The 24,148-nt window shown below is 56.7% G+C and carries 25 protein-coding genes, 1 tRNA gene and 1 pseudogene; 8 read left to right on the forward strand and 19 right to left on the reverse strand.

From position 1 onward, the window contains the following. Nucleotides 1–103: 103 nt before the first annotated feature. The 3 genes from ACR0MS_RS18660 to ACR0MS_RS18670 form a co-directional block, all read right to left on the reverse strand. The gene (locus ACR0MS_RS18660) at nucleotides 104–400 is read right to left on the reverse strand and encodes a hypothetical protein (RefSeq protein WP_480577180.1); all 297 of its coding nucleotides are present in this window, start codon (nucleotides 398–400) and stop codon (nucleotides 104–106) included. A gap of 787 nt (nucleotides 401–1,187) precedes the next feature. Beyond that, complete coding sequence (locus tag ACR0MS_RS18665; protein ID WP_480577183.1) at nucleotides 1,188–2,606, reverse strand: ShlB/FhaC/HecB family hemolysin secretion/activation protein; 1,419 nt, start codon at nucleotides 2,604–2,606, stop codon at nucleotides 1,188–1,190. A 250-nt stretch (nucleotides 2,607–2,856) separates the two neighbouring features. Beyond that, entirely contained in the window at nucleotides 2,857–3,153 is a 297-nt protein-coding gene (locus ACR0MS_RS18670) for a hypothetical protein (protein ID WP_480577186.1), read from the reverse strand. A gap of 513 nt (nucleotides 3,154–3,666) precedes the next feature. Between ACR0MS_RS18670 and ACR0MS_RS18675 the strand changes: the two genes are divergently transcribed. Beyond that, on the forward strand, nucleotides 3,667–4,227 hold the full coding sequence (locus ACR0MS_RS18675) for a DUF805 domain-containing protein (RefSeq protein WP_480577189.1): 561 nt from the start codon (nucleotides 3,667–3,669) through the stop codon (nucleotides 4,225–4,227). A 98-nt stretch (nucleotides 4,228–4,325) separates the two neighbouring features. On the opposite strand, the gene ACR0MS_RS18680 is transcribed toward ACR0MS_RS18675, so the two are convergent. Then, complete coding sequence (locus ACR0MS_RS18680; protein ID WP_480577192.1) at nucleotides 4,326–4,862, reverse strand: winged helix-turn-helix transcriptional regulator; 537 nt, start codon at nucleotides 4,860–4,862, stop codon at nucleotides 4,326–4,328. Nucleotides 4,863–4,982: 120 nt separating this feature from the next. On the opposite strand from ACR0MS_RS18680, the gene ACR0MS_RS18685 reads away from it, so the two are divergent. After that, the gene (locus ACR0MS_RS18685) at nucleotides 4,983–5,621 is read left to right on the forward strand and encodes a cysteine hydrolase family protein (RefSeq protein WP_480577195.1); all 639 of its coding nucleotides are present in this window, start codon (nucleotides 4,983–4,985) and stop codon (nucleotides 5,619–5,621) included. A gap of 120 nt (nucleotides 5,622–5,741) precedes the next feature. On the opposite strand, the gene ACR0MS_RS18690 is transcribed toward ACR0MS_RS18685, so the two are convergent. From ACR0MS_RS18690 to ACR0MS_RS18720, 7 genes are all read right to left on the reverse strand, one after another. Next, a complete protein-coding gene (locus tag ACR0MS_RS18690; RefSeq protein ID WP_480577198.1) occupies nucleotides 5,742–6,161 on the reverse strand; it encodes a hypothetical protein in 420 nt (139 codons plus the stop codon). A 183-nt stretch (nucleotides 6,162–6,344) separates the two neighbouring features. Then, nucleotides 6,345–7,736, reverse strand: coding sequence for an alpha/beta fold hydrolase (locus ACR0MS_RS18695; protein WP_480577201.1), 1,392 nt, complete (start codon nucleotides 7,734–7,736; stop codon nucleotides 6,345–6,347). Nucleotides 7,737–7,832: 96 nt separating this feature from the next. Next, a complete protein-coding gene (locus ACR0MS_RS18700) occupies nucleotides 7,833–8,198 on the reverse strand; it encodes a cupin domain-containing protein (protein ID WP_480577204.1) in 366 nt (121 codons plus the stop codon). 48 nt (nucleotides 8,199–8,246) lie between these two features. Beyond that, the gene (locus ACR0MS_RS18705) at nucleotides 8,247–9,779 is read right to left on the reverse strand and encodes a phospholipase D-like domain-containing protein (RefSeq protein WP_480577207.1); all 1,533 of its coding nucleotides are present in this window, start codon (nucleotides 9,777–9,779) and stop codon (nucleotides 8,247–8,249) included. A 116-nt stretch (nucleotides 9,780–9,895) separates the two neighbouring features. Further along, nucleotides 9,896–10,399 carry an N-acetyltransferase family protein gene (locus ACR0MS_RS18710; protein ID WP_480577210.1) on the reverse strand — a complete coding sequence of 168 codons (504 nt, stop codon included), beginning with the start codon at nucleotides 10,397–10,399 and terminating at the stop codon, nucleotides 9,896–9,898. A gap of 11 nt (nucleotides 10,400–10,410) precedes the next feature. Beyond that, nucleotides 10,411–10,962, reverse strand: coding sequence for a helix-turn-helix domain-containing protein (locus tag ACR0MS_RS18715; RefSeq protein ID WP_480577213.1), 552 nt, complete (start codon nucleotides 10,960–10,962; stop codon nucleotides 10,411–10,413). Nucleotides 10,963–11,079: 117 nt separating this feature from the next. Beyond that, nucleotides 11,080–12,096 (reverse strand): extracellular solute-binding protein, encoded by a 1,017-nt coding sequence (locus ACR0MS_RS18720; RefSeq protein ID WP_480577216.1) that lies wholly within the window; start codon nucleotides 12,094–12,096, stop codon nucleotides 11,080–11,082. Between the two features lie 250 nt (nucleotides 12,097–12,346). Between ACR0MS_RS18720 and ACR0MS_RS18725 the strand changes: the two genes are divergently transcribed. After that, the gene (locus tag ACR0MS_RS18725; protein WP_480577219.1) at nucleotides 12,347–12,670 is read left to right on the forward strand and encodes a SemiSWEET transporter; all 324 of its coding nucleotides are present in this window, start codon (nucleotides 12,347–12,349) and stop codon (nucleotides 12,668–12,670) included. 60 nt (nucleotides 12,671–12,730) lie between these two features. On the opposite strand, the gene ykgO is transcribed toward ACR0MS_RS18725, so the two are convergent. Both ykgO and ACR0MS_RS18735 read right to left on the reverse strand, forming a co-directional pair. Beyond that, nucleotides 12,731–12,856 (reverse strand): type B 50S ribosomal protein L36, encoded by a 126-nt coding sequence (gene ykgO / locus ACR0MS_RS18730; protein WP_008755722.1) that lies wholly within the window; start codon nucleotides 12,854–12,856, stop codon nucleotides 12,731–12,733. A gap of 90 nt (nucleotides 12,857–12,946) precedes the next feature. Then, nucleotides 12,947–13,021, reverse strand: a tRNA-Val gene (locus tag ACR0MS_RS18735). A 147-nt stretch (nucleotides 13,022–13,168) separates the two neighbouring features. Between ACR0MS_RS18735 and ACR0MS_RS18740 the strand changes: the two genes are divergently transcribed. After that, complete coding sequence (locus ACR0MS_RS18740; protein ID WP_480577222.1) at nucleotides 13,169–14,029, forward strand: N-formylglutamate amidohydrolase; 861 nt, start codon at nucleotides 13,169–13,171, stop codon at nucleotides 14,027–14,029. Nucleotides 14,030–14,031: 2 nt separating this feature from the next. Here ACR0MS_RS18740 and ACR0MS_RS18745 read toward each other — a convergent pair whose 3' ends face one another. Next, nucleotides 14,032–15,285: a DNA polymerase IV gene (locus tag ACR0MS_RS18745; RefSeq protein WP_480577225.1), complete on the reverse strand. Its 1,254-nt coding sequence runs from the start codon at nucleotides 15,283–15,285 to the stop codon at nucleotides 14,032–14,034. A 402-nt stretch (nucleotides 15,286–15,687) separates the two neighbouring features. Continuing rightward, nucleotides 15,688–16,407: an orotidine-5'-phosphate decarboxylase gene (gene pyrF, locus ACR0MS_RS18750; protein ID WP_480577228.1), complete on the reverse strand. Its 720-nt coding sequence runs from the start codon at nucleotides 16,405–16,407 to the stop codon at nucleotides 15,688–15,690. Nucleotides 16,408–16,548: 141 nt separating this feature from the next. On the opposite strand from pyrF, the gene ACR0MS_RS18755 reads away from it, so the two are divergent. Both ACR0MS_RS18755 and clpB read left to right on the forward strand, forming a co-directional pair. Then, nucleotides 16,549–16,881 carry a hypothetical protein gene (locus tag ACR0MS_RS18755; protein WP_480577231.1) on the forward strand — a complete coding sequence of 111 codons (333 nt, stop codon included), beginning with the start codon at nucleotides 16,549–16,551 and terminating at the stop codon, nucleotides 16,879–16,881. A gap of 125 nt (nucleotides 16,882–17,006) precedes the next feature. Then, nucleotides 17,007–19,625, forward strand: coding sequence for an ATP-dependent chaperone ClpB (gene clpB, locus ACR0MS_RS18760; protein ID WP_480577234.1), 2,619 nt, complete (start codon nucleotides 17,007–17,009; stop codon nucleotides 19,623–19,625). 55 nt (nucleotides 19,626–19,680) lie between these two features. Here the strand turns inward: clpB and ACR0MS_RS18765 are convergent, their stop codons facing one another. The 4 genes and pseudogenes from ACR0MS_RS18765 to ACR0MS_RS18780 form a co-directional block, all read right to left on the reverse strand. Beyond that, nucleotides 19,681–20,022, reverse strand: coding sequence for a cupredoxin domain-containing protein (locus tag ACR0MS_RS18765; RefSeq protein WP_480577237.1), 342 nt, complete (start codon nucleotides 20,020–20,022; stop codon nucleotides 19,681–19,683). Continuing rightward, nucleotides 20,022–20,545 (reverse strand): annotated as a pseudogene (locus ACR0MS_RS18770) (DUF4142 domain-containing protein). Before ACR0MS_RS18770 ends, ACR0MS_RS18765 begins: the two are co-directional and overlap by 1 nt. 196 nt (nucleotides 20,546–20,741) lie before the next feature. After that, the gene (locus tag ACR0MS_RS18775; RefSeq protein WP_480577240.1) at nucleotides 20,742–21,557 is read right to left on the reverse strand and encodes a cyclase family protein; all 816 of its coding nucleotides are present in this window, start codon (nucleotides 21,555–21,557) and stop codon (nucleotides 20,742–20,744) included. A gap of 244 nt (nucleotides 21,558–21,801) precedes the next feature. Beyond that, nucleotides 21,802–21,993, reverse strand: coding sequence for a hypothetical protein (locus ACR0MS_RS18780; RefSeq protein WP_480577243.1), 192 nt, complete (start codon nucleotides 21,991–21,993; stop codon nucleotides 21,802–21,804). Between the two features lie 383 nt (nucleotides 21,994–22,376). Between ACR0MS_RS18780 and msrP the strand changes: the two genes are divergently transcribed. Beyond that, the gene (gene msrP, locus ACR0MS_RS18785) at nucleotides 22,377–23,279 is read left to right on the forward strand and encodes a protein-methionine-sulfoxide reductase catalytic subunit MsrP (protein WP_480577246.1); all 903 of its coding nucleotides are present in this window, start codon (nucleotides 22,377–22,379) and stop codon (nucleotides 23,277–23,279) included. Nucleotides 23,280–23,283: 4 nt separating this feature from the next. Then, nucleotides 23,284–23,898 (forward strand): protein-methionine-sulfoxide reductase heme-binding subunit MsrQ, encoded by a 615-nt coding sequence (msrQ, locus tag ACR0MS_RS18790; RefSeq protein ID WP_480577250.1) that lies wholly within the window; start codon nucleotides 23,284–23,286, stop codon nucleotides 23,896–23,898. Nucleotides 23,899–24,148: the final 250 nt, after the last annotated feature.

Below are 24,148 nucleotides of genomic sequence, written 5' to 3' on the forward strand. Positions count from 1 at the left end.
TGTTCGTTTTGCGAGCCTCGCAAAACAACTTTGTTGTCTCCCTTGAGAGTCCACGAGCGAGATTGGTGAGCGCACCACACAATTTACCGAGCGGGTTCGGGTTTCACCGCTGTTTTCGTTTAACCGAAATAATACAGCCCGAGTGCTTTGGGTGCCGTGCTGGTACATCGCGTGCCATGGCGTCCACGTTTCCGAGGTGCCGCAACGCTCCGCTGTTCAGCAATACGCCGCGCCCGGCATCATACCGGCGCTGTCCATATCCGCTGGCAACGCATTCCCAGTTTTCCTTGGCCGCGGCATTGCGGAACCTCGGTAGGTCATGCGGGTCATGTCGTCCGGGTGTTGCTGCGACGTGATCGTGTTTCTTTGCATTGCTTTGGTGGGTTAGGTGGTGGGTCACTTGGGTTGTGCCGGGTTGCTGGACAGTCCCGGTTGTAGGCCTCGGCTTTGGGCGCATGATTGTCACGACGCCTTGCGGCTTTGGGTGTCCCGGGACCGCGACGTGCGTTGATGTAGGTTTTTGAGTCAATTGTGGAACTCGGCCGGGAACTGCAACGGGAACCTGATTGGGAACTGCTGTTGGAACCAGATTTGGCGTTGAAACTTGGGGAGGAGTGACCACAGGGGTCTGGCCCGCGATAGGTTGCGGCACCTGCTGTTGCACGGGAGTTGGAACGGCAATTTGCGGTGGAATGACAACCGGCGTTTGCCCGGTGATGGGTGTTGGCACCTGTGGTTGGACCGTTGTAGGCACAGGATTTTGGGGAGGGGTGACCACAGGGGTCTGACCTGCAATAGGTTGTGGCACCTGCGGTTGCACTGGATTTGGAACAGCAATCTGAGGTGGTGTGGCTATCGGAACCTGAACGGGTATCGCGATGGGAACCTGATTGGGAATTGCGTTCGGGACTGCGCTCGGTGCAAGGACCGGAACAGCAACGGAGCTTGGCGTTTGCTGCGTTCCTTTGGGCGGCAACTGATTTGCTACTGGCTGAGTAGGGCCGGTAATTTGATGACCTGCCCCTTGCCCACCGGCCTGCCCGCAACCTTGGCTCGACTGGTGCGGATTCCCGACGCCACGGCACCACCCGTAGTGATTTCCACGGGCGACAACCTGTGTAGCGGCCAGTTCTGCAATCAAACAAGCTGTCGCAAACAACGCAATTCGGTTCAGTTTCATAACATCCTCACCAACTTGTTGTCAGGGCAAGATACGCGCCAGGATCGCCAGAGTCGGTCAATGGGCCGTCTCTCAAAGGGACGCCGACATATCCGGACAGGAATAGGTTCCGCTTGAACTCAACGTCCAAACCCAGACCGGTCGATGCCAGTGTAGCATTATCGACTTCGAAACTCGCAGGGTCGTTGTTCGTGATGTACCCCACGTCGAAAAAGGCAAAGGGCGTTAAGCGGTGGACGCTCTGGGAACTTGGGAAGTAGGAATGAGACACTTCGAATATCGCGGAAATCCCGGAATCACCGTCCACTTCGTCAAACCGATATCCGCGCAAAGCATAGCGATCCCCAAGGAAGTATTCTTCGACAGAAGGCAGCCGGTCGGTTGTGTATTGGCCCCAGATCTCGGTGCGCCACGCAGTGTTTGGCGACAAGCCTGTAAGTGGGCTTTCGTATCCGATGCCGCCCCGAAGATGCCAGAACGAAGAGTCACCGTCGTCAATATTCGCGTCTGTCGTGTCATTGTCGTTGTCGCCAAAAGACAGTGTTAACCCGGCTTCCAGAGCTTGCCCTTTGGAATAGTTTTGCCCGTAGAGATACGTAAGTCCTACGACGCTTGCGTCACTGGATAATGGCACACCGCCACTGACCGAATCCGCTTTTGAAAGGCGATAATCCAGTAGAAGATACCCATAACGGGCCACATCCCGGATCACCGGGTAACCTAGCGCGACGGTGAAGTTCTCGCCGTCAATATCTGTTCTGGCAAAGTCCCCTGAGATGTCGCGTTTTGCGTTGACGTTCCCGTAGAATATCTCACCGTACAGACCGTTGCTGTTCAGCGGCGTGCGATAGGTAAGAGCACCCCACAAAGAGTGTTCATCGTCTTTGTCCCAGTTATAGTTGCCTGAACCCTCAAATCGCAGTAAATCGCCGACGGTCAGCGTCGAATAAAACTCTTGTACGACATAGAAGCTGAGAGCTTCTCCAAGTTCACGCGGGGGATTGTCGAGGGTCGCACTACCGGCTTGTTTGCGCAGAGGTTCTCCCAGCACCCTGAGCCGGGCGCCAGCCTGATCGGGATAATCAAGTTCGGTCGACAATTGCAGGTCAGGAATGTCCTCGGCCAGCATCACTGCCCGCTCAAATTGTTTGAGAGTTATTGGATATGCGGTGGTGAGAGGGCGAAAGATTTTTTCCAAGGCTTGGAACGTGCGCGTATCTACGCCTTCAATTTCGATGGTCTGAATGCGCCCTTCATCAACAACAATGCTCTGGCCGTCGGGACCGGGCCAAGCTTCAGCCAAGAAGTAGCCGTCTTCTCGGTAGATCTGAGTGATCGTTGAAGCGACTTCCGCCGCAGTGATGCGCCCTGACCGGTCAAAGGCCAACTGGCCGGCATAAGTTAACAGCTCATCTGAATCATACACGGTTACGCCTCTGACGGAGTGTTGTGAGGCGACGTCCCAAGTTTGGGCACTGGTGTATTTCGGAGCTGATGTAACGGCCATAAGAGCACAAATGATCGCGAATACAGCCGAGTTGGGTACGGGCATTTTCTACAACCTTAGCGTGATCGAGTATGTTGACACCCAATCTTATTACGAAGTTCGAATATCTGAACTTGACGTTATGAAAATTTGATCATGGCTGGTGTATTCGAGATACACGGCGAACAGATTACAACGCGCCTTCGTCGCCTAGGAATTCGATACCTGCAGTTGTGCCATCACTGTAGGCAATGCAATTCCAAGGAGCGCGATCTTCGCCAACGCCGACTGTAACCTGTGTTCCAGCTTCGCTAAACGCGGAGGAAAGCACAACGACTTGTGAATTGTTCGTTGTATTGGCTACATCTCGCAAACACGCTTGCTGCGCGGGGGTGAGTTCGGCGGACGCGCTTGATCTACTCGTATCGTCACAGGCCGCAAGCAACGTGAAACAAATGGCGCCTGCAATCATCACCTTGTTAGACATTTTCTTCTCCCTCTGGACCCTTTGAAATTAGTGAAATTGGTTAGTTTTTTTTGAATTTCTCGCGCCTGGGTAGCCACCAGAATGCAATTCGATCCGGTTCCTATCTTTCCATAAGATTTGCCCCTAAGGGCTCGGTCGGCGGAACGATACTGGGTTGACAGCTTGGTCCGCCAACAACGCCTGACACATTGGATAAAGCCGGAGCGAAGGCTGGAGAGATGGCCAATACATTAAGTCTGAGCATAGCGCCCTCTCAAGCTTGATTGTCGTGAATGGCCTTCCGACTGCAAGCATTTACTCCAGCAGTCGGAAGGGCTCGGCAAAGCGAGCAGCAACGACAACAACGGAGGTAAAATGAAAGTTGTGTCGAAATCACATGTTTGAATCTATTTTTTCATAAATCAACATTTTTTCCGCGCGTAAACTTCTTTACGCTTTCCTGCGATAGGCCCCTGCCTTCAAACAAAAAAGCAGGTGTAGGAACGAAGAGGGACGAGTGAGTTCATCCGAGCGGTGAAGCGTTTCGAAACCGCAAAGATACTAAGACGGGATCGAAAGATGGGATTCTGTGAAGCAGTCAGAACGTGTTTTTCGAAATACTTCCAGTTCTCCGGTCGGGCTTTACGATCAGAATATTGGTGGTTTTTCTTGTTTGTGGTTCTCGTAAGTGCCGCCTTAGCTGTCCTGGATACGATCCTATTCGGGACCGACCCTGAAACAGGGCAAGGTAATCAGGTTCTGTCCTCAGTTTTCCAACTGGCCGTCATCATCCCCATGCTCGCTGCCGGTTGGCGCAGGCTGCATGATACAGGGCGACCGGGCTGGTACTTGCTGCTGCCAATGGCGCTCAGCATCACAACGCTTTTTGTATTGATGGGCGGCGTGGCTTTCTTTTCTGTGCTGGAGCAAGGCACGGAAAACCCCGATGCACTAAGAGGACCCGCGGCAGTCTTGGGCGTAACGGGCATTATTGTTGTTTCAATTCTGCAATTGGTCCTGTCCATCCTGATGATCTGGTGGCTGACGCGACCTTCCCAAGGAAGTGCAAACCAATATGGCGAGCCTTTTTCCTGACCTGGTTAATTCAGGCAATGGTCCAGCTTGCGGCCAACGCAGTGTCCTTGCAGACGTTCATTGATCCAATTGTAACAGACTAAAACTGACGCCTTGCGTTACAGCCGGTGTTTGGGATGCGGACGCTCCGGTATGGCGCTGGTCTTCCGGCTTTCTTTGAAACGCGCATTGTGGCGGTGTTCGCGAAGCGCTTGCCATTCTGGGCTCAGAGTAATTTCAAGGTCTTCGCGTTTCAGCGGCTCGTGGCAGGTCGGGCAGATTGGCGAGACCCCGGTATCAGTCCCACAGGGTTTATGAACCTGACGCACCGCCAAAGGTTCATCCGCATCTTTCTGCCAAGTCTCGCCCCATTCCCGAAGGGCCATTAAGACCGGGTACAAAGCCCGGCCCCGTTCGGTCAGAACATATTGATATCGCGTTGTGCTACCTTCAAGGGATCGCCGCTCCACCAGATTTGTTTCGACCATTTTCTTTAACCGGGTCGATGCCATTTGCGGGGTTATGTCCGCTTGGGCCTGAATTTCCTCGAACCTGGTATTCCCGGAAAACAGTTCGCGCAGAATTCGCATGATGTATCTGTCTCCGATGATCGGATCAGACCGCTCGATCGGACAAGGAGAGGGGTTTTGGCTCATCAGACCTCCAGTGCAACGGGCGAATGTCACTCTACTTGACTCTGAGTATGAAAACCATAGTGTTTTACGGGATATGAAAATCATACCTAACTAACGACCGCAACATCACTGGAGCCCACCATGACCAACCCAACCTATTCTTCTGCCGACACCGGTTACTTGCTGGTTGATCCCTATAACGACTTCATCTCCGAAGGCGGCAAGCTGTGGGGGCTGATCAAGGAAACAGCAGAAGAGGCAAACCTGCTGCCAAATCTCAAGGCGCTGGATGGTGCAGTGCGGAACGCCGGAATTCAGGTATTCTATGTCCCACATCACCGCTCGGAACCCGGTGACGTTGAAAAGTGGCAGAACCCCAGCCCGTCCCAGGCGCGGGTGGCCCAGAATCAGATTTTTGCCCGTGGTGAGTGGGGCGGAGAATGGCATCCTGATTTTGTTCCAAAGCCCGGTGACATTGTTGCGCAAGAGCACTGGGGGCAAAGTGGTTTTGCAAATACCGATCTCGATTTCTTACTCAAGCAATGCGGCATCAAGAAAGTGATTGTGGTCGGTCTGGTCGCCAATACCTGCATCGAGTCCACGGCACGTTATGCGATGGAGTTGGGCTATCACGTGACGCTGGTCAAAGACGCAACAGCGGCGTTTTCAAAGGATGGCATGCACACGGCGCATGAGGTGAACGGACCCGCCTATGCCCATGCAATTCTGACAACGGCCGAACTGATTCAAGCGCTGCCAGCTTTGGAAGCGGCCGAATAATCAGGGCGGCGCGTCTGCTATTGCCTCTTGATACATGGCATAGAGAATACGACACCCCGTCCTCAGATCGCTTAAGGAGTGATCCAAAGCACTACTGAGTATTGAACGCTGGGCCTTAGACTAGTCGCGCGGATTGCTTTTGGCACGTCCGGCAGCATCGACCACGCGCTCATCCCCGGCCCTGATACAATGCATCGGGAATTCACCCCCGAGTTCCTGTCTGGGGGACGTCATCCAATATGCCCGCTGCCACGGCGTCATCTCACAGGGCAGCGCCTTGAGGACTTTTTCCATCAGGGGCAGGGGGGTGCCGTCTTCGGCGAACTGAAAGGAGGGGAAAGCGTCCGTCCCGTCATGAGGTACGGACATAATTTTACCCGTCCTTTTCCAGATATCTCCGATCCGCGTGATCTGCCAGGAGCCGTTCTTCCATTGCGCATGAACCGATGCGTCATCCAGCAGCGGGTATTTCTGCGCGAACTCGTCTTTTTGAAGGTCAGTGGTGGCGCTGCAATGCGCGCCAATATGCGAAGGGTACATCTATCAACTCATAAAACTCGTTAAACACTCTTGGATCATAATGCCCGAAAGTGATTCCCGGCAAAATGAAACAGATCACTCAGCAAACTCAATTTTTGAGCGTGACGTGGAAACACTTTTGGATCGCGTGTTCAACGCAGCGACCTGACTGCGGGCAGGGTCATTGGCGTGGCGAGTTGGGCCTTACTTGCCGTGTTCTTTCAGAAAGGGTCCGATTTCCTGAAAGAACTCATCAAAGCCCGCATGACCCCGGATCATGCAATGGTTGGAACCGGGAAGTTCGACGAATTCGGCTGTCGGGATTTCCCGCGCAGTTTCGCGGCCTTCGCTGATCGGGGCGGCCAAATCGCCCTTTGCGTGCAGGACCAGCGTTGGAACACGAATGCCCTGCGCATCGGCGCGCGCATCTACATGGGCGTTCATTTCCATGATGCGAAGCGCCGTTTCCGGGCTGGCGGAAATGCGTTGCATTTCATCAAAGCTGGCACCTTCCTCGGGCGTGGCATCAGGCATGTAGCATGACGTAAAGAAGTGGCGGTAAACCGGGTTGGGCGACCCCCAGCCCATAGATACCATGGCGCGTGACGCTTCGTAGAATTGTGCAGCCTCGGGGTCATCCCGCGATATGCGCCCTCGGACGTAGCCGCCGAGCAGGACAAGAAACTTCACGCGCTCGGGGTATTTTGCGGCAAACCGGACGGAAAACGCCGATCCTTGACTGATCCCCAACAGCCCGAAACGCTCCAACCCGGCGGCGTCGGCAACGGCGACCATGTCATCAATCATCCGGTCCTCGGATATGTCGTCAACGTCCCAGTCGGACAGCCCATTGCCCCGCTGATCGAAACGAACCAGTTGGCACTGTTTCGACATCTCGGACAGGAAATCGCCCCAAACCGGGCTGGTCCATTCGTATTCGATATGATTGAGCCAGTTCGGAGCCTTCAGAACAGGCGTTCCCTGTCCGGTGCTTGCCCATGCAAGGTTGACCCCATCCTGTGACTGGCAGAACTTGACTCGCTGTTGCAGCGAGATGTCAGGGGCTTTTCGTTGCCGGGGCGCTTGTGGCGACCAGTGCCAGACACGGATCGGACGGCTGATATTCTTGACGCGTTGGCCGCCCATGTCGCGAAACGGCGCATCGACCCTGTCCTGAACGGCCTGATGCACGATATCAGATACACAGACACCGCCCGGCTCGGCGAGGCCTTCCAGCCGCGCGGCCACGTTCACTCCGTCGCCAAAAATGTCCCCGTCATCGAAAATGACATCGCCCAGATTGATGCCGACACGAAACCGGATTCTCTGATCGTCCTCCAGCTCGGTTTCGTTTTGGTTCATGGCTTTCTGGATATTGACGGCACATTTGACCGCGTCTTGCACGGACTCGAACGTGGCCAGCATGCCGTCACCGGTGGTTTTCACGATACTGCCACGGCTGCGTGCGATTTCGGGGTCGATCAATTCCCTGCGGTATTTTTTCTGGCGGGTCAGGACGCCCAGTTCGTCGATTTCCATCAGCCGGGAATAGCCCACCATATCGGCGGCAAGGATGGCCGAAAGCCGCTGTTCCATATCCGTCTCCTCCAGAACGCCCCGCGAGAAGGCGCAGTTCATTGCGGCAAGTATACCTGAAAACCGCCAGAGCGGGGTATTGATTGCGTCAAAGAGCTATCCGTACTGGATGATGACGGCTTCAAAGTCGCCGGGGCTGGTGACTATGGTGTGATGACCTTTGCCATGGGTATCTTCCATGTGCCACACGTCCCCGGGGCCGATATCGCGTATGTCGCCATCGCTTGCGGTGACCCGAACAGACCCGGACAGGCAGACGAGTTTCTGCGCGACAGGTGTTGGATGAACCGGTTCGTCCCACCCCGATTGCAGCCGTAGAAACATGAATTGAGTGGCAGGCTCGGGGTCAGATATTTCGATGGCCTTGGCGGGCGGGGCAAAACTGCGTTCGCGCAGCGGAACGTCGATGTCGGTCCAATGGCTTTCCCCATCAGCGTCGGCATACAGCTTGAAATACTTCACGGCCTTGCTCCTTCCTGTGTTGGGCCAGCATGCCGGGTCGTTCTGTCCCTAAAGCTGTGACCCGATGGGCAGCACCGCAAAGAAACCCGCCAGTATGTGATCCCAAACGGACCCGGTCGGTTCCGCGTCGTATTCCGCTATGGTGCCGTCCTCGTTCTGGGTGGTCCATTTCAACTGGCCGGCCCTTTCGAGTGTGACGCTGTAGGTATAGGCTGGCAAAGCGTCATCAAGCGCTGCCATGGTCTGCATGGTCAGCGCAGGCGAGTCGATCAGGATGCCCATTTCGGTGTTGATGTTGACCGATCGCGGATCCCAGTTGAAAGAGCCCACGAACAGGTAACGGTCATCAACAGCAAACGCCTTGGAATGCAGGCCCGACCGGGATTGCGCCCAGTTGATGCCCCGTTGTTGAACCTGATAGGCGTCTGGGCGCAGCTCATAAAGCTCGACCCCGCCGCGCAACAGGGCGCGGCGTTTCTTGGCATAGTGGGCATAGACCGGGGCTACATCGTTGGAGGCCAGCGAATTGGTCACGACCTTCACCTCGACGCCGCGGTTTTCCATCTCGGTCATCCACCTGACGCCATTATTACGCGGCACAAAATAGGCCGAGATAATATTCACCTCGCTTTTGGCATCTTCGAAATAGGGCAGAAGTTGCGAGGCAAGAATGGGGTCTGAACTGTCTGCACCGGCCGCTTTGGACGGCGGGTCCGCGTAAAGCTGTGCGGGAACCCAATTCAGCCTTAGCGCCCCATCCGCAAAGTTTTCCTGCGCTGATCTGCGCAGGGCCGATCCATAAGGCGTCAGCTTTGCCTCCTCCACAAGCGCGGTCAGCCGGGTTCGGGCGTCGCTTAACGAGATGGTTTCCGGGTCTTCGATGACAACGCGCGCAGGCACCGCAAAGTCGCTGTTCCAGTAGGCATCAAAACTGTCCGAGACCTGACGCACGACCGGGCCTGCGGCCAAGACATCAAGGTCTGCATAGTTCATTTCTTCCCGTGCCAGAAAGTATTCAGCGCCAATATTGCGACCGCCCACAATGGAAAACACATTGTCAGCAGTCATCGACTTGTTGTGCATGCGGCGGTTGATGCGTTTAAAGTCGGTCAGACCGGCGACCAGCAGGCTTTGATCGCGCCAGAATGGGTTGAACAGCCGGATCTCGATATTCTCGTGCTTGTCCAACGCGGCTGTCATCGCATCGTAGCTGGACGTGTCCATATCATCCAGCAGCAGGCGGACCCGCACACCCCGGTCGGCGGCCTGTAACAGGCTGGCGGCAAACAGGTGACCCGTCGTGTCATTGTGCAACAGGTAGTACTGCGCGTCGATCGTCTGTTCTGCTGCGGCGGCCAATAGGAGCCGCGATACCAGCGCCTCTTCTCCGTCACTGATGAGCTTGACGCCGGACCGACCGTCCTTTGGATCACCCAACCTTTGCGCTGCTTGGGACATACTGCTGTTCGGTCGGGCTGAAACCGAAGTTGTTACGGTCTTCTCATATGTCCGCGATGTTTGTGCGCAGGCAGCCAGAACCAGAGCGCAAAAGATCAGACCCCCAAACAACCTTGGCTTCATGCATCTCCTCCAACCATCCCCCTGATAGTGACACCGTGACGGGGACCTGTTGCAAGCTTGTTCTCGGCATTGCCTCGTGTTTCAGGGGCCGTTGTCGCCCTTGCGCCATGCTTGGTTCAGGACAGGTCTTTGTACATGTAGGTTGTTGGCTCCAGCCGGTTTTCGAACGGGTTCCGGCAATAATTCGGAATTTCCCCGGCGATCTGGAAGCCAAGGGATTGATACAGGATAAGCGACGGGTCGGTGCTGCGCGTGTCCAGAACCAGCATCCCTCGATCCAGTTGTCGCGCCCGTTCCTCGAGCGCGGTCATCAATGCACGGCCCAGCCCCTTGCGCCGCGCTTTGGGGTGAACCAACAGCTTGGCTACATCCGCCCTGTGCGGTTGGTTGGGCATGGACGCAGGGATCAGTTGTACGGTCCCGACAATCTGGCCTGCATTCCGGGCGGCGAACACGTCCAAAGCACCCGATTGCGCGTCTGGCCACACCCGCGTTACCCAATAGTCCCGCGCTTGCTCTGGCAGAAATGGCAGAATGAACCCGACGCTGGCGCCGTCCTGTACACAGGCATGCAGGATGCCCGCCAGATCGTCCAACGCATCGTCAAGTTCGGTTCCCATGAGCCGCGAGATCATATCAGCACCAATAAATATCGCGCACCCCGGGTCGTGGGTGTTTCAAATCGGGTGGGTCCTGACAGGTGATACCGCAGGCAGTCCCCCCCTGTGAGTGTGTGTGCAACCCCGTCCACGCTCAGGGTCAGGGCGCCATCGAGAAGGATCAGATGATGTTCCTGTCCGGGCTTGGGCGGCGTGTCATAGGTGATCACGGTGTCGGGTGGCAGATGGCCCTCCAGCACTTCGCCGCTCAGCCCAACGGCTGGTGGCGAGACAGAGCGGCGCGTAAACCCGGTTTCGGGATCACGCCATTCCGGTTGACGTTCAAATGGCACGCGTGGCTCGAAACTGTCTTCAACCATCATCAGCAAACGCGACATCGGCAAACCGTATGCGGCGCAAATCCGGCCAAGTGTTTCTGCGGTGGGGCTGACGTCACCTTTTTCCATGCGGGACAGGGTTGCGCGGCTGATCCCGCTTTGATCTGCCAATTGGTCCAGCGATAAACCCCGCGCGCGGCGCAGTTCGTTCAGCCTGTTGGCAAGGCGGTGCGATAAGTCAAGCATCGTAGTCAAAAAAGAGAAAAATTTTCATATATGAGAAGTAAGCAGAAAATAAAGTAATATCAACGAAAAAAGGGCGCAGATTTCTCTGCGCCCTTTCTCAAGTTTCGCTTGAGTAAATTACTTCCAACCAACTTCGTTGAAGATTTTCTGCGCCTCGGGGATGTTCTTGGCAACTTCGGACAGGTTCACCTTGTCTGCCTTGAACGCGCCCAGCGATGCGACGTTGTCGGCCAGCGCTACACCTTCGACGGCGGGGAATTCATCATTGCCGTTCGAGAAATAAACCTGCGCTTGCTCACCGGCGAGATATTCCAGGAACTTTACCGCGTTCTCTTTATTCGGTGCATGGGCGGCGACGCCTGCACCCGACAGGTTCATATGCGCACCCTCGGCGTCTTGTGCGGGGAACTGCACGCCGATCATGTCGATATCCGCGCTCAGGCCCTTTACATCTTTACGCAGGGCGCGGGCGAAATAGTATGAGTTCGAAACGGCGATCTCACATTCGCCCGAGACGATCCCGCGCAGCTGGTCGGTGTCGCCGCCCTGCGGATCACGTGCCATGTTGGAGACAACGCCTTCGGCCCAGGTCTTTGCGGCCTCGGCACCGTGGTTGGTGATGATCGACGCCAGCAGAGTCTGGTTGTAGGTGTTGCTGGACGACCGGATGCAGACCAGACCTTTGTATTCCGGCTTGGCCAGATCCAGATAGCTGGCGGGCGGGTTCGCGACATCGGCCTTGTCAAAGAAGATGATCCGCGCGCGCTGCGAGAAGCCGTACCACTGGTTGTCATCGTCCTGCAGATTGGCGGGGATACGCTCTTCCAGAACGGCGCTGTCGATCGGTTGCAGGATGCCGGCGTTCTTGGCACGGGCCAGGCGCGAGGTATCCACGGTCAGCAGGATATCGGCGGGAGAGTTCGCGCCTTCGGCTTCCATACGGGCGATCAGCTCATCGGCCTTGCCTTCGATGCGGTTGATGGTGATGCCGGTGGCGTCTTCGAAATCGGAATAGAGGCGCTCGTCAGTGTCGTAATGGCGCGAGGAATAAAGGTTCAGTTCGCCCTCGGCAGCGGCGGAGGTTGAAATCAGGGCCGTCAGTGCGGCGGCAACGCATGTAGAGGATTTCAGCATCATATGTCCCAACAGTGAAAATTCGCGCCGGGCAATAACCCGACTGATTTGGTCAATTAAACGATTCTCAGGGGGATGCAAGATAATCTGACAAATTTACTTGGGAAAATGATCGCTGATAGGGGTATTTACCGTGCGCCAGTTTCCGTTTTTCTTGGTGACAGGACCTGAAACGGGTAAATTGCCGGGAAGCTTCCGGGCGATGACCTCGGAGCATTTGTATTGAGCGCCGCGCGAAAGGACACATTTGATGACGGAAACGCTGGCTGAAAAACTTGAGAAATCAAACCTGGGCCACTGGATGGAACGGTTCGAGGGGTTCATGGTTTTCATTGGCGTCGTCGGCCCGTTTGCAACGCTGCCGCAGCTCATGAAGCTGTATTTTACGCATTCCCAACACGCCAGCGGTCAGTCCCTGTTGTCATGGTCCCTTTACGCGGGGCTGTCGATGCTGTGGTTTCTCTATGGATTGGTTGTCGGAAAGTTGCCGATCTATGTTGGCAACGGAATCTCGATGGTTCTGAATATTCTGATGGTCATCGGCATTCTGATCCATGCCGGGATCACGTTCTGACCCGCTAACAAAAAAACCGCGCTCTGAAGCGCGGTTCTTTCTATTCGAATTGAGCGGTTCTTAGCCCTGGCGAGCTTTGAACTTGCGCTGCGTCTTGTTGATCACGTAGACGCGGCCTTTGCGACGCACAATCCGGCAATCACGGTGCCGGTTCTTGAGCGAGCGGAGCGAGTTCTTGACCTTCATGGGTCTGTCTCCAATCTGCGGCGCCTTCATCAAAGACGTGGCCAGCGCCTGGGTTAGTCGGGGCTCCAGAGAACCGGAGCAGTGAAACGATGGTGGGCGGTACAAGGATCGAACTTGTGACCCCTTCGATGTCAACGAAGTGCTCTACCGCTGAGCTAACCGCCCACTTACCTTTGCGTGCCCTGCCCCATAACGAAATGGGGCGCGGAACCCCGCGCCGGTAGCGGGGTCTATAAAAGGAGTCGCAAAGGGGTTCAAGGGGTTTGGAAGAACTATTTTCCGGTCTATGTTGGGCGCGAACAAGGAGTCGTTATGCACAACACCGCCTATGTATTGGATTTGCCCGCCAAGCGCACGTCTTGTGTTGTGTATTCATCTCCTCATAGCGGTCGGAACTACCCGCAATCGTTGCTGCAACGGACAGTTCTGAGCCGCGATGTGATTCGATCCTCGGAAGATGCCTTTGTGGATCAGTTGTTTTCGCCCGCAGCCGAATATGGTGCACCGCTCATATCAGCGACCAAACCTCGGGCCTATCTGGACCTCAACCGCAGTGCCGAGGAACTGGATCCGGCTTTGATCGAAGGCGCACGCCGTCAGGGTCACAACCCTAGGGTCGCGTCGGGGTTGGGCGTGATTCCGCGGGTCGTTGCCAATGGGCGCGCGATCTATCGCGGTAAACTGACGATGGACGAAGCGCGTCTGCGGATCGACACTTGCTGGCGACCCTACCATGCGCGTCTGAAGTCTTTGTTGAAGGAATCGCTGGATTCGTTTGGGCAGGCGATTCTGATTGATTGTCATTCGATGCCGCATGAGGCAGTCGCCATGGCCGGGTCCAACAGCGCCCGGCGGCCTCAGATTGTGTTGGGTGACCGTTTTGGCGCGTCGGCCTCGCCCGAGATCGTAGATCGGATCGAGGCGGCGTTTATCTCTGCCGGATTGACGGTCGCTCGGAACGCGCCGTTTGCTGGGGCCTATGTCACGCAGACATATGGACGGCCCGGACGCAATCAGCATGCGATTCAGATTGAGATCGACCGCTCGCTTTATATGGACGAAACCCGGATCGCGCCAAATGCCAATTTCGCCCCGTTCCGGGACACCCTGCGGCAGATCATCATGGAAATCTCACAGATCAGCGATGAGTCTGTGCGATTGGCCGCAGAATAACGTCACCGCAATGCACGTCCCTTGACGATGGCGTCGGTCCCGAAACGGCGTCGGATTTCGTCCGTGGCGCGCTCGGCTTGCGACCGCTGGGACGCGCCCGGATCCAGCAGGTCCCCCGAGATATCGGCCTGATCTTCGGAACACAGATCGGAGATGCCACAGCCCAACAAGCGATACGGGCCCTGATTCCCAACCTGATCGAACAATCCACGGGCCGTGCGGTAAATACGATCTGCGATCTGTGTTGCGTCCCGCAGTGACACGCGACGGGTGAGTACCTTGTGGTCGGCTTTCTTCAGCTTCAGGGTCACGACGCGCCCCGCCAACCCCTTGGCCTTGGCCCGGTCAGCCACCTTTTCCGCCATGCGCCACAGGTGGCCATCGAGAATGTCCAAATTGGCCGTATCTTCAAAAAACGTGGTTTCGTTGCTGATGGACTTCATCGGTTCATGCGCGGAAACGCGGCGCTTGTCCTGCCCGCGCGCCAGATGCCAAAGCCGATAGCCCATTGACCCGAACCGTGCGGTCAGCGCCTCTTGATCCCAGCGCAGCAGGTCGGAAAACGTGCGGATACCGGCACGATCAAGCGACTCCTGCGCGGCAGGGCCGATGCCCCAGATCAGGCGGACGGGCTTGTCATGCAGAAAGGATGCCGTTTCCGCCTGTCCGATCACTGAAAACCCGCGTGGTTTGTCCAGGTCCGAAGCAACCTTCGCCAGAAACTTGTTATGCGACAGCCCGATCGAACCTGTGACGCCCAGTTCATCCTTCATGCGCTTTACAAGGCCACCCAGCATGACGGCAGGCGGTGCACCGTGCAGTCGTTCCGTGCCCGAGAGGTCCATGAAGGCCTCGTCCAAAGACAAGGGTTCGATGATGGGGGTGAGTTCATCCATCATGGCGCGTATCTTGCGCGAAACCTCGGCATAAACAGACATGCGTGGTTTGATCACGACGGCATCCGGGCAGAGTTGCAGCGCCTTGAACATCGGCATCGCCGACCGCACCCCACGGATGCGGGCAACATAACAGGCGGTTGACACAACACCGCGTTTACCCCCGCCAATGATTACCGGCTTATCCGCGAGGTCCGGGTTGTCCCGCTTTTCGACCGAGGCATAGAACGCATCACAATCCATATGCGCAATCGACAGATCAAACAGCTCTGGATGCGATTTGATCCGGGGGCTGCCACAGGCACCGCATCGGCGTGTATCCGAGGATATGGACAGGCAATCTCGGCAAAAGCCGGGCATCGGGCACTTTCCCCTAAACGTCAGTGCAAATTCGGAGGGTCACTTATACCACTCTGTCCCGTCGGGCAAAGCGCGGAGAGCTGCAAAACTCGATAATTGTTTTCGAAAGAAGACCCCCCGCAAGTGGGCGGGGGGAGGTAACGGACCTCAGGAAGATACGGTCCGCGGGGAGTATCACGACCTTAGAATCGCTCAAAAACCCGCGTTTCGATAGGACCTAGGTCACATAATCAAATCTCGTGTTTTTCATGTGTGTTTTGGGGCACAGGGACGATTTGGCGCGGATTCTCGAAAAAGTGACGTAAGGTCAAGTTGTTGCCGGCAGAATCTGTTTGATTTGCCGGGTGGTTCGCACGGGTCGCGGCCATGGCTCCAATCAAATTAACATGCCAATTTTTTTAATCAGCCCCGGTTGGGCTGGGTTGCCTGAGGCGAAGAAAGCTCGTTCAGAATCGCGACAACGGCGGCCTTGGGATCGTCGGCGCGATAGATCGGGCGGCCGACCACGACGTGATCTGCACCGTCGGCTATGGCACTTGCAGGTGTGGCCACGCGCTTTTGGTCGCCAAGTTCGGCACCGGCGGGGCGCACTCCGGGGGTCACGATCAGGCGTCCTTCGGATTGGGGCAGGGCGCGGATCAAAGCGGCCTCTTGCGGGCTTGCGATGACGCCGTCCGCCCCGGCCTCAAGCGCGCGCGCGGCACGTTCAACCACCAGGTCCTGTACGTCGCCGTCTTTCAGCAAGCTCGCATCCAGATCATCGCGGTTCAACGAGGTGAGGATCGTGACGGCAAGGATCTTCAGGTCCTTTCCCGCAGCGCCTTCTTTTGCGGCGCGCACCACATGCGGGTCCCCATGCACCGTCAGGAAATCCAGATCGAACTGCGCCAGACCCCGCACCGCGTTTTCGACGGTACTGCCGATATCAAACAGTTTCATGTCCAGAAAAATGCGTTTGCCGTGGTCCTGTTTCAGTTCATTGGCCAGTGCCAGACCGCCACCGGTCAACATGCCCAGGCCGATTTTGTAGAAAGACACCGAGTCACCAAGGCGTTCAGCCATGGCCAGACCCTGCAGCGCATTCGGGACATCGAGGGCAACAATCAGGCGGTCATCGGACATGGGGCGCTCCTTTTTGGCAAACGTCGGCGTCCTACCGGGTTTGGCGGCTTCTGTCCATGCAGGATGGCGCAGTGACTCAGATCACGGCACGGGCTTCTCAATGTGCTATCATGCCCATGGATTGCAGGAGCGGATTTGAGAATGAAACGGAACATACGACAATTAATAATGCTGGGTTCGGCACTGGCTTTGGCAGCCTGTCAGGATATGCCGCTGGAGGAGGAGGCGGCTGACATGGTGATCAAGACCCCGACCAACGATAACCTGCGTTTGGTTGGGGGCTATCGCTCGACCGACGACGATTGCCAGTTGACCGGAGAAACCGCCTTTACCATCGACTTCCTCGATGACGCGGCTGATCTTGTGTCCTGTCCGACGGGCAGCGACGCAGCCCAATCGCTGGTCGAGATGTATAACGCGCGCGAGGTGGCCAAGACCGGCGGGTATACAGTCTATACAATACCGCGCAGATAGGGGCTGAATCTGCGTTCAGCCTCTTGAACGGGGTCAGATATTTCCCAGATTGAATGTGAGGCTCTGACCGACGCATGCCGCCAAGCGGGTGCATCAAAACAGGGCGCTTTTGAAAGGAGAAACACATGGACTTGAACAAGTTCACCGAGCGGGCACGTGGATTCATTCAGGCAGCGCAAACAATCGCGATGCGGGAAGAACATCAGCGGCTGACGCCGGAACATTTACTCAAAGCATTGATGGATGACGATCAGGGGCTGGCCAGCAACCTGATCACACGCGCTGGCGGCGCGCCCAGCCGGGTTGTGAATGCGTTGGACGCTTCCTTGGCGCGTATCCCGAAGGTCAAGGGCGATACCGGCCAGGTTTATCTGGACGGTCAAACCGCCAAGGTTCTGGACGAGGCGGAAAAGATCGCCACCAAAGCAGGCGACAGTTTCGTTCCGGTGGAACGCATCCTGATGGCGCTGTGCATGGTAAAATCCAAGGCCAAGGATGCCTTGGAAGATGGCGCTGTGACCGCGCAGAAACTGAATGAAGCGATCAATGATATCCGCAAGGGTCGCACGGCTGACACCGCGTCGGCCGAGGAAGGCTATGACGCGCTCAAGAAATACGCGCGTGACCTGACCGAGGCTGCGGCTGAAGGCAAGATTGATCCGATCATCGGACGGGATGAGGAAATCCGCCGCTCGATGCAGGTTCTGTCGCGCCGGACCAAGAACAACCCGGTTCTGATCGGCGAACCCGGTGTCGGTAAAACCGCGATTGCCGAGGGCATGGCCCTGCGCATCGTGAACGGAGACGTGCCGGAATCGCTGAAGGACAAGAAGTTGCTGGCGCTGGATATGGGCGCGCTGATTGCTGGCGCGAAATACCGCGGTGAGTTCGAAGAACGCCTCAAGGCCGTTCTGACCGAAGTGACCGAGGCCGCCGGTGAGATCATTCTGTTCATCGATGAGATGCACACGCTGGTTGGTGCGGGGAAATCCGACGGCGCGATGGATGCGGCGAACCTGATCAAGCCTGCGCTTGCTCGGGGTGAGTTGCATTGTATCGGTGCGACCACGCTGGATGAGTATCGCAAATACGTGGAAAAAGACGCGGCCCTTGCCCGCCGGTTCCAGCCTGTAATGGTCACGGAACCGACGGTCGAAGACACGATCAGCATCCTGCGCGGCATCAAGGAAAAGTATGAGCTGCACCACGGCGTGCGGATTTCCGATTCCGCGCTGGTCTCGGCGGCGACGCTCTCGCATCGCTATATCACTGACCGGTTCCTGCCCGACAAAGCCATCGACCTTGTTGATGAGGCCGCGTCGCGCCTGCGGATGGAGGTGGACTCCAAACCCGAAGAGCTCGATCAGCTCGACCGCCAGATCCTGCAGATGCAGATCGAGGAAGAAGCGCTGAAGCTGGAAGATGATGCGGCCTCCAAGGATCGTCTGGAAACCTTGCAAAAGGATCTGGCCGATCTGCAGGAAAAATCCGCCGAGATGACCGCCCAGTGGCAGGCCGAACGCGACAAGCTCGCGGGTGCGCGCGATCTGAAAGAACAGCTCGACAAGGCGCGGGCCGATCTGGAGATCGCCAAGCGGGAAGGCAATCTGGCCAAGGCCGGTGAGCTGTCCTATGGCGTCATCCCCGAGTTGGAGAAAAAGCTGACCGAGGCCGAAAACGCCGAAAGCAACGCGATGATGGCCGAGGAAACGGTGCGTCCGACCCAGATTGCCGCTGTTGTCGAACGCTGGACGGGTATTCCGACCTCGAAAATGCTGGAAGGTGAGCGCGAGAAGCTGCTGCGGATGGAAGACGATCTGCATTCCCGCGTGATCGGTCAGGATGCGGCAGTGACCGCCGTCGCCAACGCCGTGCGCCGTGCGCGGGCTGGTCTGAACGACGAAGGTCGCCCGCTGGGTAGCTTCCTGTTCCTCGGGCCGACCGGCGTGGGTAAGACCGAGCTGACCAAGGCCGTGGCGAATTTCCTGTTCGACGACGACAATGCGATGGTGCGTATCGACATGTCCGAGTTCATGGAGAAACACGCAGTCGCTCGTCTGATCGGTGCCCCTCCGGGCTATGTCGGATATGACGAAGGTGGTGTGCTGACCGAAGCCGTGCGGCGCAGACCCTATCAGGTCGTGCTGTTTGACGAGGTCGAAAAGGCACACCCGGATGTGTTCAACGTACTGTTGCAGGTTCTCGACGATGGTGTCTTGACCGATGGTCAGGGCCGCACCGTGGACTTCAAGCAGACGCTGATCATCCTGACGTCGAACCTTGGATCTCAGGCGCTCAGCCAGTTGCCCGAAGGGGCCGACAGCGCACAGGCACGGCGGGATGTGATGGATGCGGTCCGGGCCCATTTCCGGCCCGAATTCCTGAACCGTCTGGATGAGACGATCATCTTTGACCGGCTCAAACGTGGCGACATGGATGGCATCGTCGATATCCAGATGGCACGCCTGCAAAAACGTCTGGCCGCCCGCAAGATCGAGCTGGCGCTGGACGACGGGGCCAAGGAATGGTTGGCCAACGAAGGCTATGACCCGGTCTTTGGCGCGCGTCCGCTGAAACGTGTGATCCAACGCGCGCTTCAGAACCCGCTGGCCGAGGCGCTGTTGGCCGGGGAGATCAAGGATGGTGAGACCGTCCCCGTGACCGCAGGATCAGATGGGCTGATCATAGGAGATCGGTTGGGCACGTCAGACCGGCCAAGACCGGATGATGCCGTGGTTCACTAACCCAAAGAACAGGAAAGACCCTCCCGAGCGGAGGGTCTTTTTTTTGTTTTCTGGATCAAACGAGCAGAATTTCACCCTTCATATGGGGGTGGAACACGCAGAAATACGTCAGTTCCATCCCGTCTTCGACAGTGATCACGGCGCTTTCACCCTTTTTCAGCTCGGTTGTGTCCCAGCTAAGGTCATTGGCCGAGGCCGTGTGCGGTGCGATATCCAGATTGGTCCAGCGGATCGTGTCCCCGGCCCGAACCTGAATCATCGCGGGTTCATAGGTAAACCTTTTGATCACGATGTCATGTGTCACAGAAGCGGCTCGTGCGGGGGTGCGAACCGCCAGAGAGGTTGCAGATGCCGCAACCCCGGCCAGAACCTGACGTCGTGACAGATAACACACCATCAGTTCAGCGACTCGACCATCATTTCGGCATGGCCTTCATGCGCTTTGAAGATCTCTAGCCCTTGTTCGAACAATGCCTTGACCTCGGCGTTGTCGATATTCGGGATCATGGTGGTTTCCACCAGCTCGTTCACCGCCTGATGATAGGCCAGTTCATTGGCAGCATAGGCGGCATCAAACTCGGCCCCGCGCAGTTGCGACAGGGTGTTGATGATCTCTTCGGCATTGGCGTTCAGGGTCTGGCTGAATGCATTGTCCTGCGCGGTCGCCCCAGTTTGTCCAGCAAACCCAACGCGGCCTCGTTCACTGCCGTATGGTCCCGGATCATGGTGTTGGCGAATTCGTGGATATCGGGGTTTTCCGACAAGGCCAGCGCCAGATGCGCATAGCGAATGTCGATATTATCGGCTGTATAGGCGATATGCGCGTATTCCAGATCACTCATATCAGCAATTTCCTGTGCGTTGGCCTGCGCACCGGTCAGTGAAAGCGCTACGGCAACGGCGGAAGCAAGTCTGAACATCTCATGTACTCCTTGGAGGTCATCTTGGGGTGTTCAGTATTCAGCATCCCGGATTCGATCACAGGCCGCGCCGTTCAAATAATGAGTCAGATCGTTCAGATACTGGAACGCAGGGTCCGGTCAGGATTTCAAGACAGAGGCACGCAGCGGCGCAGGACCCGTCCGGTCCCGCGCCGCGCTGGTGTGAAATCTTTTATCAGATCATCGCGAATATGCGCGCAGGCCCGCCGGTCCCGCCTTTGTGCTTCGGTGCGCCGATGACCAGCGTTGCCCCTGACGCCGGGACGCGGTCCAGCCCCGCAATATTCTCGATCCCAAAGCGGCCTGTGGGCAGCCAGGCATAGTGTGTGGCAAAATCTGTTGATGGCCCGTGATCCAGAGACAAAGTATCCGACGCCAGCGACCGCGCGCCCGTTTCTTCGATCAGCATCAGGGCCGCTTCGGGATGGAAACCGGGATAGTGCTGCGCGGTGCCGTCGAAGCCGCGGAATTCGTCCGTGTCAGCCTTGGCAGCCCAGCCGGAATACAAGGCGACGCAGGCCCCGTCCGGAATATCGCCGTTGGTTGCAATCCACGCTTTCAGATCGTCTGGCGTGAGTAAGGTATCGGCGTCTTCGGCAGCCCGGGCCGCGATATCCACGACGCAAAGTGGCGCGACCAGATCCGTGACCGGTATTTCGTCAACAGATGCCCCGTCAGCCGAAAAATGCAACGGCGCATCAATATGCGTACCGGTATGTTCGTTCACCGTCAGACGTTGCAGGTTGAACCCGTGTTCCGAGAACTTGTACACCGGTTCGGCGGCGTAGCCCGGTTCGCCCAGATAGGTTGGAAAGTCGGGGCTGATGGTGTGGGTCATGTCTTCGACCTTGCCGTGACCCGCTGCCATCGCCATGGGTGCTGTCGCGCTGGCGGCTGATGCAGCCACCCCAGAAGCAACTGCCGCTTTGAAAAAGGACCGCCGGGACAACATGCGGTCCTTCACGGCGGTCATTACACAGATGTCACACATAGATCTTCTCCCGTCTTAACCCTCTGCTGATGCGCGGATAAGGTTTCGCCACGCACCCATTGATCAGACTGTAGGTTTGAATAGCGGCCTGCAAAGCCTTTTGACGGAAGCGGGTCGCTGAGGCGATCAAATGCCTGTGTTTGTGGGGTTGTTCGGCAAGAACGAAAAAAACCCGCCGGGTAAGGCGGGCTTTTCCAGACTCGGATGGGGCTGGATAAGCCCCCTGTTTTTGGATCGGGTGACGTCAGGCGCCGGTCGGCAATGCGTTCAGATCCTGAGCGTTGTTTTCGTTCAGGTCCGTGTCTTCACCGATTTCCTCGCAAGTTACGGGGAAGGTTTCATTCGAGTCGCACCCGGTGATGGGGTAGGTTTCTTTCTCAGCGCATGCTGCGATAAACAGAACCAGCGACAGGCCCGTAACCAGTTTCGTTTTCATAGTTCGTCCTTTCCGATCAAATTATCTTCTCATCCTAAGCGCAATCTCAGCGACCTATGTCCATTGGCCGTAAACTCCGTCCCTTCGCGCCCAGAAAAACGTAAGCGCAGGAACTGTGCGCTCAATCGCGTCAATATCAAGCATGACGCTAGGTCCGCTTCGTAAACAAACCGAAAAAAACAAAGCGGAATGGCTTGTATGTGTCACTCGGCCAGAAAATCGAGGTTTGTCTGGGGTGAACAGCTTTTGTGTCAGGGCTTTTCCATTCGGTCGGCCGCCGTTTTCGTTACAGTCACTTCTCCCAATCGTGACGCATGTTGCCTTGGTCCTGTGATAAGACCGACCTAACTGATCCTTAACACTGTCCAATGACGGAGAAATACATGGCGCATCGCTGGACCAACACATTGACGCGGGCAGATGTCACCCCGCGGGCGGCCTTTTTGAATCGTCGCCAGGTGATGGCGGGGCTGGCCGGAGTTGGTTTGGCCGGGCTGTCGGGTAAAGCCAGGGCGCAGGAAGCGCTGGAGCCGAACACCTGGGAAGAAATCACCTCGTACAACAATTATTACGAATTCGGGACGCGCAAGGATGATCCGGCGAAATATGCGCATACACTTGTGACGGAACCGTGGAGCATCAAAATCGACGGTCTGGTGGACAGGCCGGGTGAGTACGATTTCAAGGACGTGATGTCCGAGATGACCGTGGAAGAGCGTATCTATCGTTTTCGTTGCGTCGAGGCATGGTCGATGGTCGTGCCCTGGAACGGATTCGAGCTGGCGGATTTGTTGAATATGGCCGGTGTGCAAGAGGGCGCCAAATTCGTGGCGTTTGAAACGGCCTACCGCCCGGATGAGATGCCCGGCGTCCAATTCCCGGTTCTCGACTGGCCCTACCGTGAAGGGTTGCGGTTGGATGAGGCGATGCACCCGCTGACAATCATGGCGACCGGCATCTATGACCGTCCGATTCCGAACCAGAACGGCGCGCCGCTGCGTCTGGTCGTGCCCTGGAAATACGGGTTCAAATCCATCAAGTCGATTGTTCGGATTACCCTGACAGATGTCGAGCCACCGACCAGTTGGAATATGGCCAACCCGCGCGAATACGGGTTCTATAGTAATGTGAACCCAACTGTGGATCACCCGCGTTGGTCCCAAGCGTCGGAGCGCACGATTGGCGGGGGGCTGTTCTCAAAACGTATCCCGACGCTGATGTTCAACGGTTATGAGGCCGAGGTTGCCAGCCTGTACGAGGGCATGGACCTGTCGGAATACTACTAAGCGCATGCAGGCCGTGAACCAGATACTCCGCCGGGTCCCTGTATGGGCTGTCTACCTGCTGGGTCTGATCCCGGCACCGTGGCTGTTCTATCAGGGCCTGACCGGAGGGCTGGGTGTCGATCCGATCGAGGCGCTGGAACATCGCTATGGCGAGCTGGCGTTGCAGTTGTTGATTGCCGCGCTTGCGGTATCTCCGATGCGGCGGTTTGCGAGGCTAAACCTGACGAAGTTCCGACGCGCATTGGGCGTGCTGACCTTTGTCTATGTCAGCCTGCATCTGTTGGTATGGTTGGTTTTGGATGTACAACTGCCAAGCCAGATCTGGGCTGATATTCTCAAACGCCCCTATATCACGGTCGGTATGGCTGGGTTCCTTCTGTTGTTGCCGTTGGCAGTGACGTCGAACAACCTGTCGGTGCGCCGTTTGGGACCACGCTGGCGCGTCCTGCAACGTCTGGTCTATCCGGCTGCGATTTTGGGCGGGCTGCATTATGTGATGCTGGCGAAAGGGTTCCAGATCGAACCACTGATCTATCTGAGCGTGGTTCTAGGCCTTCTGGCCCTGCGCCTGCCGCTGTCGAACCCGTTCAGCCGATTCCGACAAGTCGATTCCGCCTGAGTCTGTGGGTAAGCCTGTGCACAATCGGGTTTGCGGGGCATGAGTGCGTCTTGAGAAGAGTTCTGCGATCCTTCAATTGCATTTAAGTATCTGTAAATGATGTGTAAAAAACCAATTCTTAGTTTTTTCAAATTTTTCCCATTTTTCCACTTGCGGGTTTTTGGTGTTATCCTTAGAACCCCCTTCACCGGCGCTGCTGAGGCGGGGTTGGGGCGCTGCGGGAGCGGCGGGGACGCTCAGGATAGACTGG

The organism is Ruegeria sp. CJ2, assembly GCF_056536745.1.

What these genes read in the sequence shown, in the direction of transcription:
- ACR0MS_RS18725 (WP_480577219.1), top strand. Translation starts at nt 12,347, where the DNA reads ATGACGGAAACGCTGGCTGAAAAACTTGAGAAATCAAACCTGGGCCAC.
- msrQ (WP_480577250.1), top strand. Translation starts at nt 23,284, where the DNA reads ATGCAGGCCGTGAACCAGATACTCCGCCGGGTCCCTGTATGGGCTGTC.
- ACR0MS_RS18715 (WP_480577213.1), bottom strand. Translation starts at nt 10,962, where the DNA reads ATGCTTGACTTATCGCACCGCCTTGCCAACAGGCTGAACGAACTGCGC.
- ACR0MS_RS18680 (WP_480577192.1), bottom strand. Translation starts at nt 4,862, where the DNA reads ATGAGCCAAAACCCCTCTCCTTGTCCGATCGAGCGGTCTGATCCGATC.
- ACR0MS_RS18705 (WP_480577207.1), bottom strand. Translation starts at nt 9,779, where the DNA reads ATGAAGCCAAGGTTGTTTGGGGGTCTGATCTTTTGCGCTCTGGTTCTG.
- clpB (WP_480577234.1), top strand. Translation starts at nt 17,007, where the DNA reads ATGGACTTGAACAAGTTCACCGAGCGGGCACGTGGATTCATTCAGGCA.
- ACR0MS_RS18765 (WP_480577237.1), bottom strand. Translation starts at nt 20,022, where the DNA reads ATGGTGTGTTATCTGTCACGACGTCAGGTTCTGGCCGGGGTTGCGGCA.
- pyrF (WP_480577228.1), bottom strand. Translation starts at nt 16,407, where the DNA reads ATGTCCGATGACCGCCTGATTGTTGCCCTCGATGTCCCGAATGCGCTG.
- ykgO (WP_008755722.1), bottom strand. Translation starts at nt 12,856, where the DNA reads ATGAAGGTCAAGAACTCGCTCCGCTCGCTCAAGAACCGGCACCGTGAT.
- msrP (WP_480577246.1), top strand. Translation starts at nt 22,377, where the DNA reads ATGGCGCATCGCTGGACCAACACATTGACGCGGGCAGATGTCACCCCG.
- ACR0MS_RS18780 (WP_480577243.1), bottom strand. Translation starts at nt 21,993, where the DNA reads ATGAAAACGAAACTGGTTACGGGCCTGTCGCTGGTTCTGTTTATCGCA.
- ACR0MS_RS18720 (WP_480577216.1), bottom strand. Translation starts at nt 12,096, where the DNA reads ATGCTGAAATCCTCTACATGCGTTGCCGCCGCACTGACGGCCCTGATT.
- ACR0MS_RS18775 (WP_480577240.1), bottom strand. Translation starts at nt 21,557, where the DNA reads ATGTGTGACATCTGTGTAATGACCGCCGTGAAGGACCGCATGTTGTCC.
- ACR0MS_RS18755 (WP_480577231.1), top strand. Translation starts at nt 16,549, where the DNA reads ATGAAACGGAACATACGACAATTAATAATGCTGGGTTCGGCACTGGCT.
- ACR0MS_RS18685 (WP_480577195.1), top strand. Translation starts at nt 4,983, where the DNA reads ATGACCAACCCAACCTATTCTTCTGCCGACACCGGTTACTTGCTGGTT.
- ACR0MS_RS18745 (WP_480577225.1), bottom strand. Translation starts at nt 15,285, where the DNA reads ATGCCCGGCTTTTGCCGAGATTGCCTGTCCATATCCTCGGATACACGC.
- ACR0MS_RS18695 (WP_480577201.1), bottom strand. Translation starts at nt 7,736, where the DNA reads ATGGAACAGCGGCTTTCGGCCATCCTTGCCGCCGATATGGTGGGCTAT.
- ACR0MS_RS18690 (WP_480577198.1), bottom strand. Translation starts at nt 6,161, where the DNA reads ATGTACCCTTCGCATATTGGCGCGCATTGCAGCGCCACCACTGACCTT.
- ACR0MS_RS18740 (WP_480577222.1), top strand. Translation starts at nt 13,169, where the DNA reads ATGCACAACACCGCCTATGTATTGGATTTGCCCGCCAAGCGCACGTCT.
- ACR0MS_RS18670 (WP_480577186.1), bottom strand. Translation starts at nt 3,153, where the DNA reads ATGTCTAACAAGGTGATGATTGCAGGCGCCATTTGTTTCACGTTGCTT.
- ACR0MS_RS18710 (WP_480577210.1), bottom strand. Translation starts at nt 10,399, where the DNA reads ATGGGAACCGAACTTGACGATGCGTTGGACGATCTGGCGGGCATCCTG.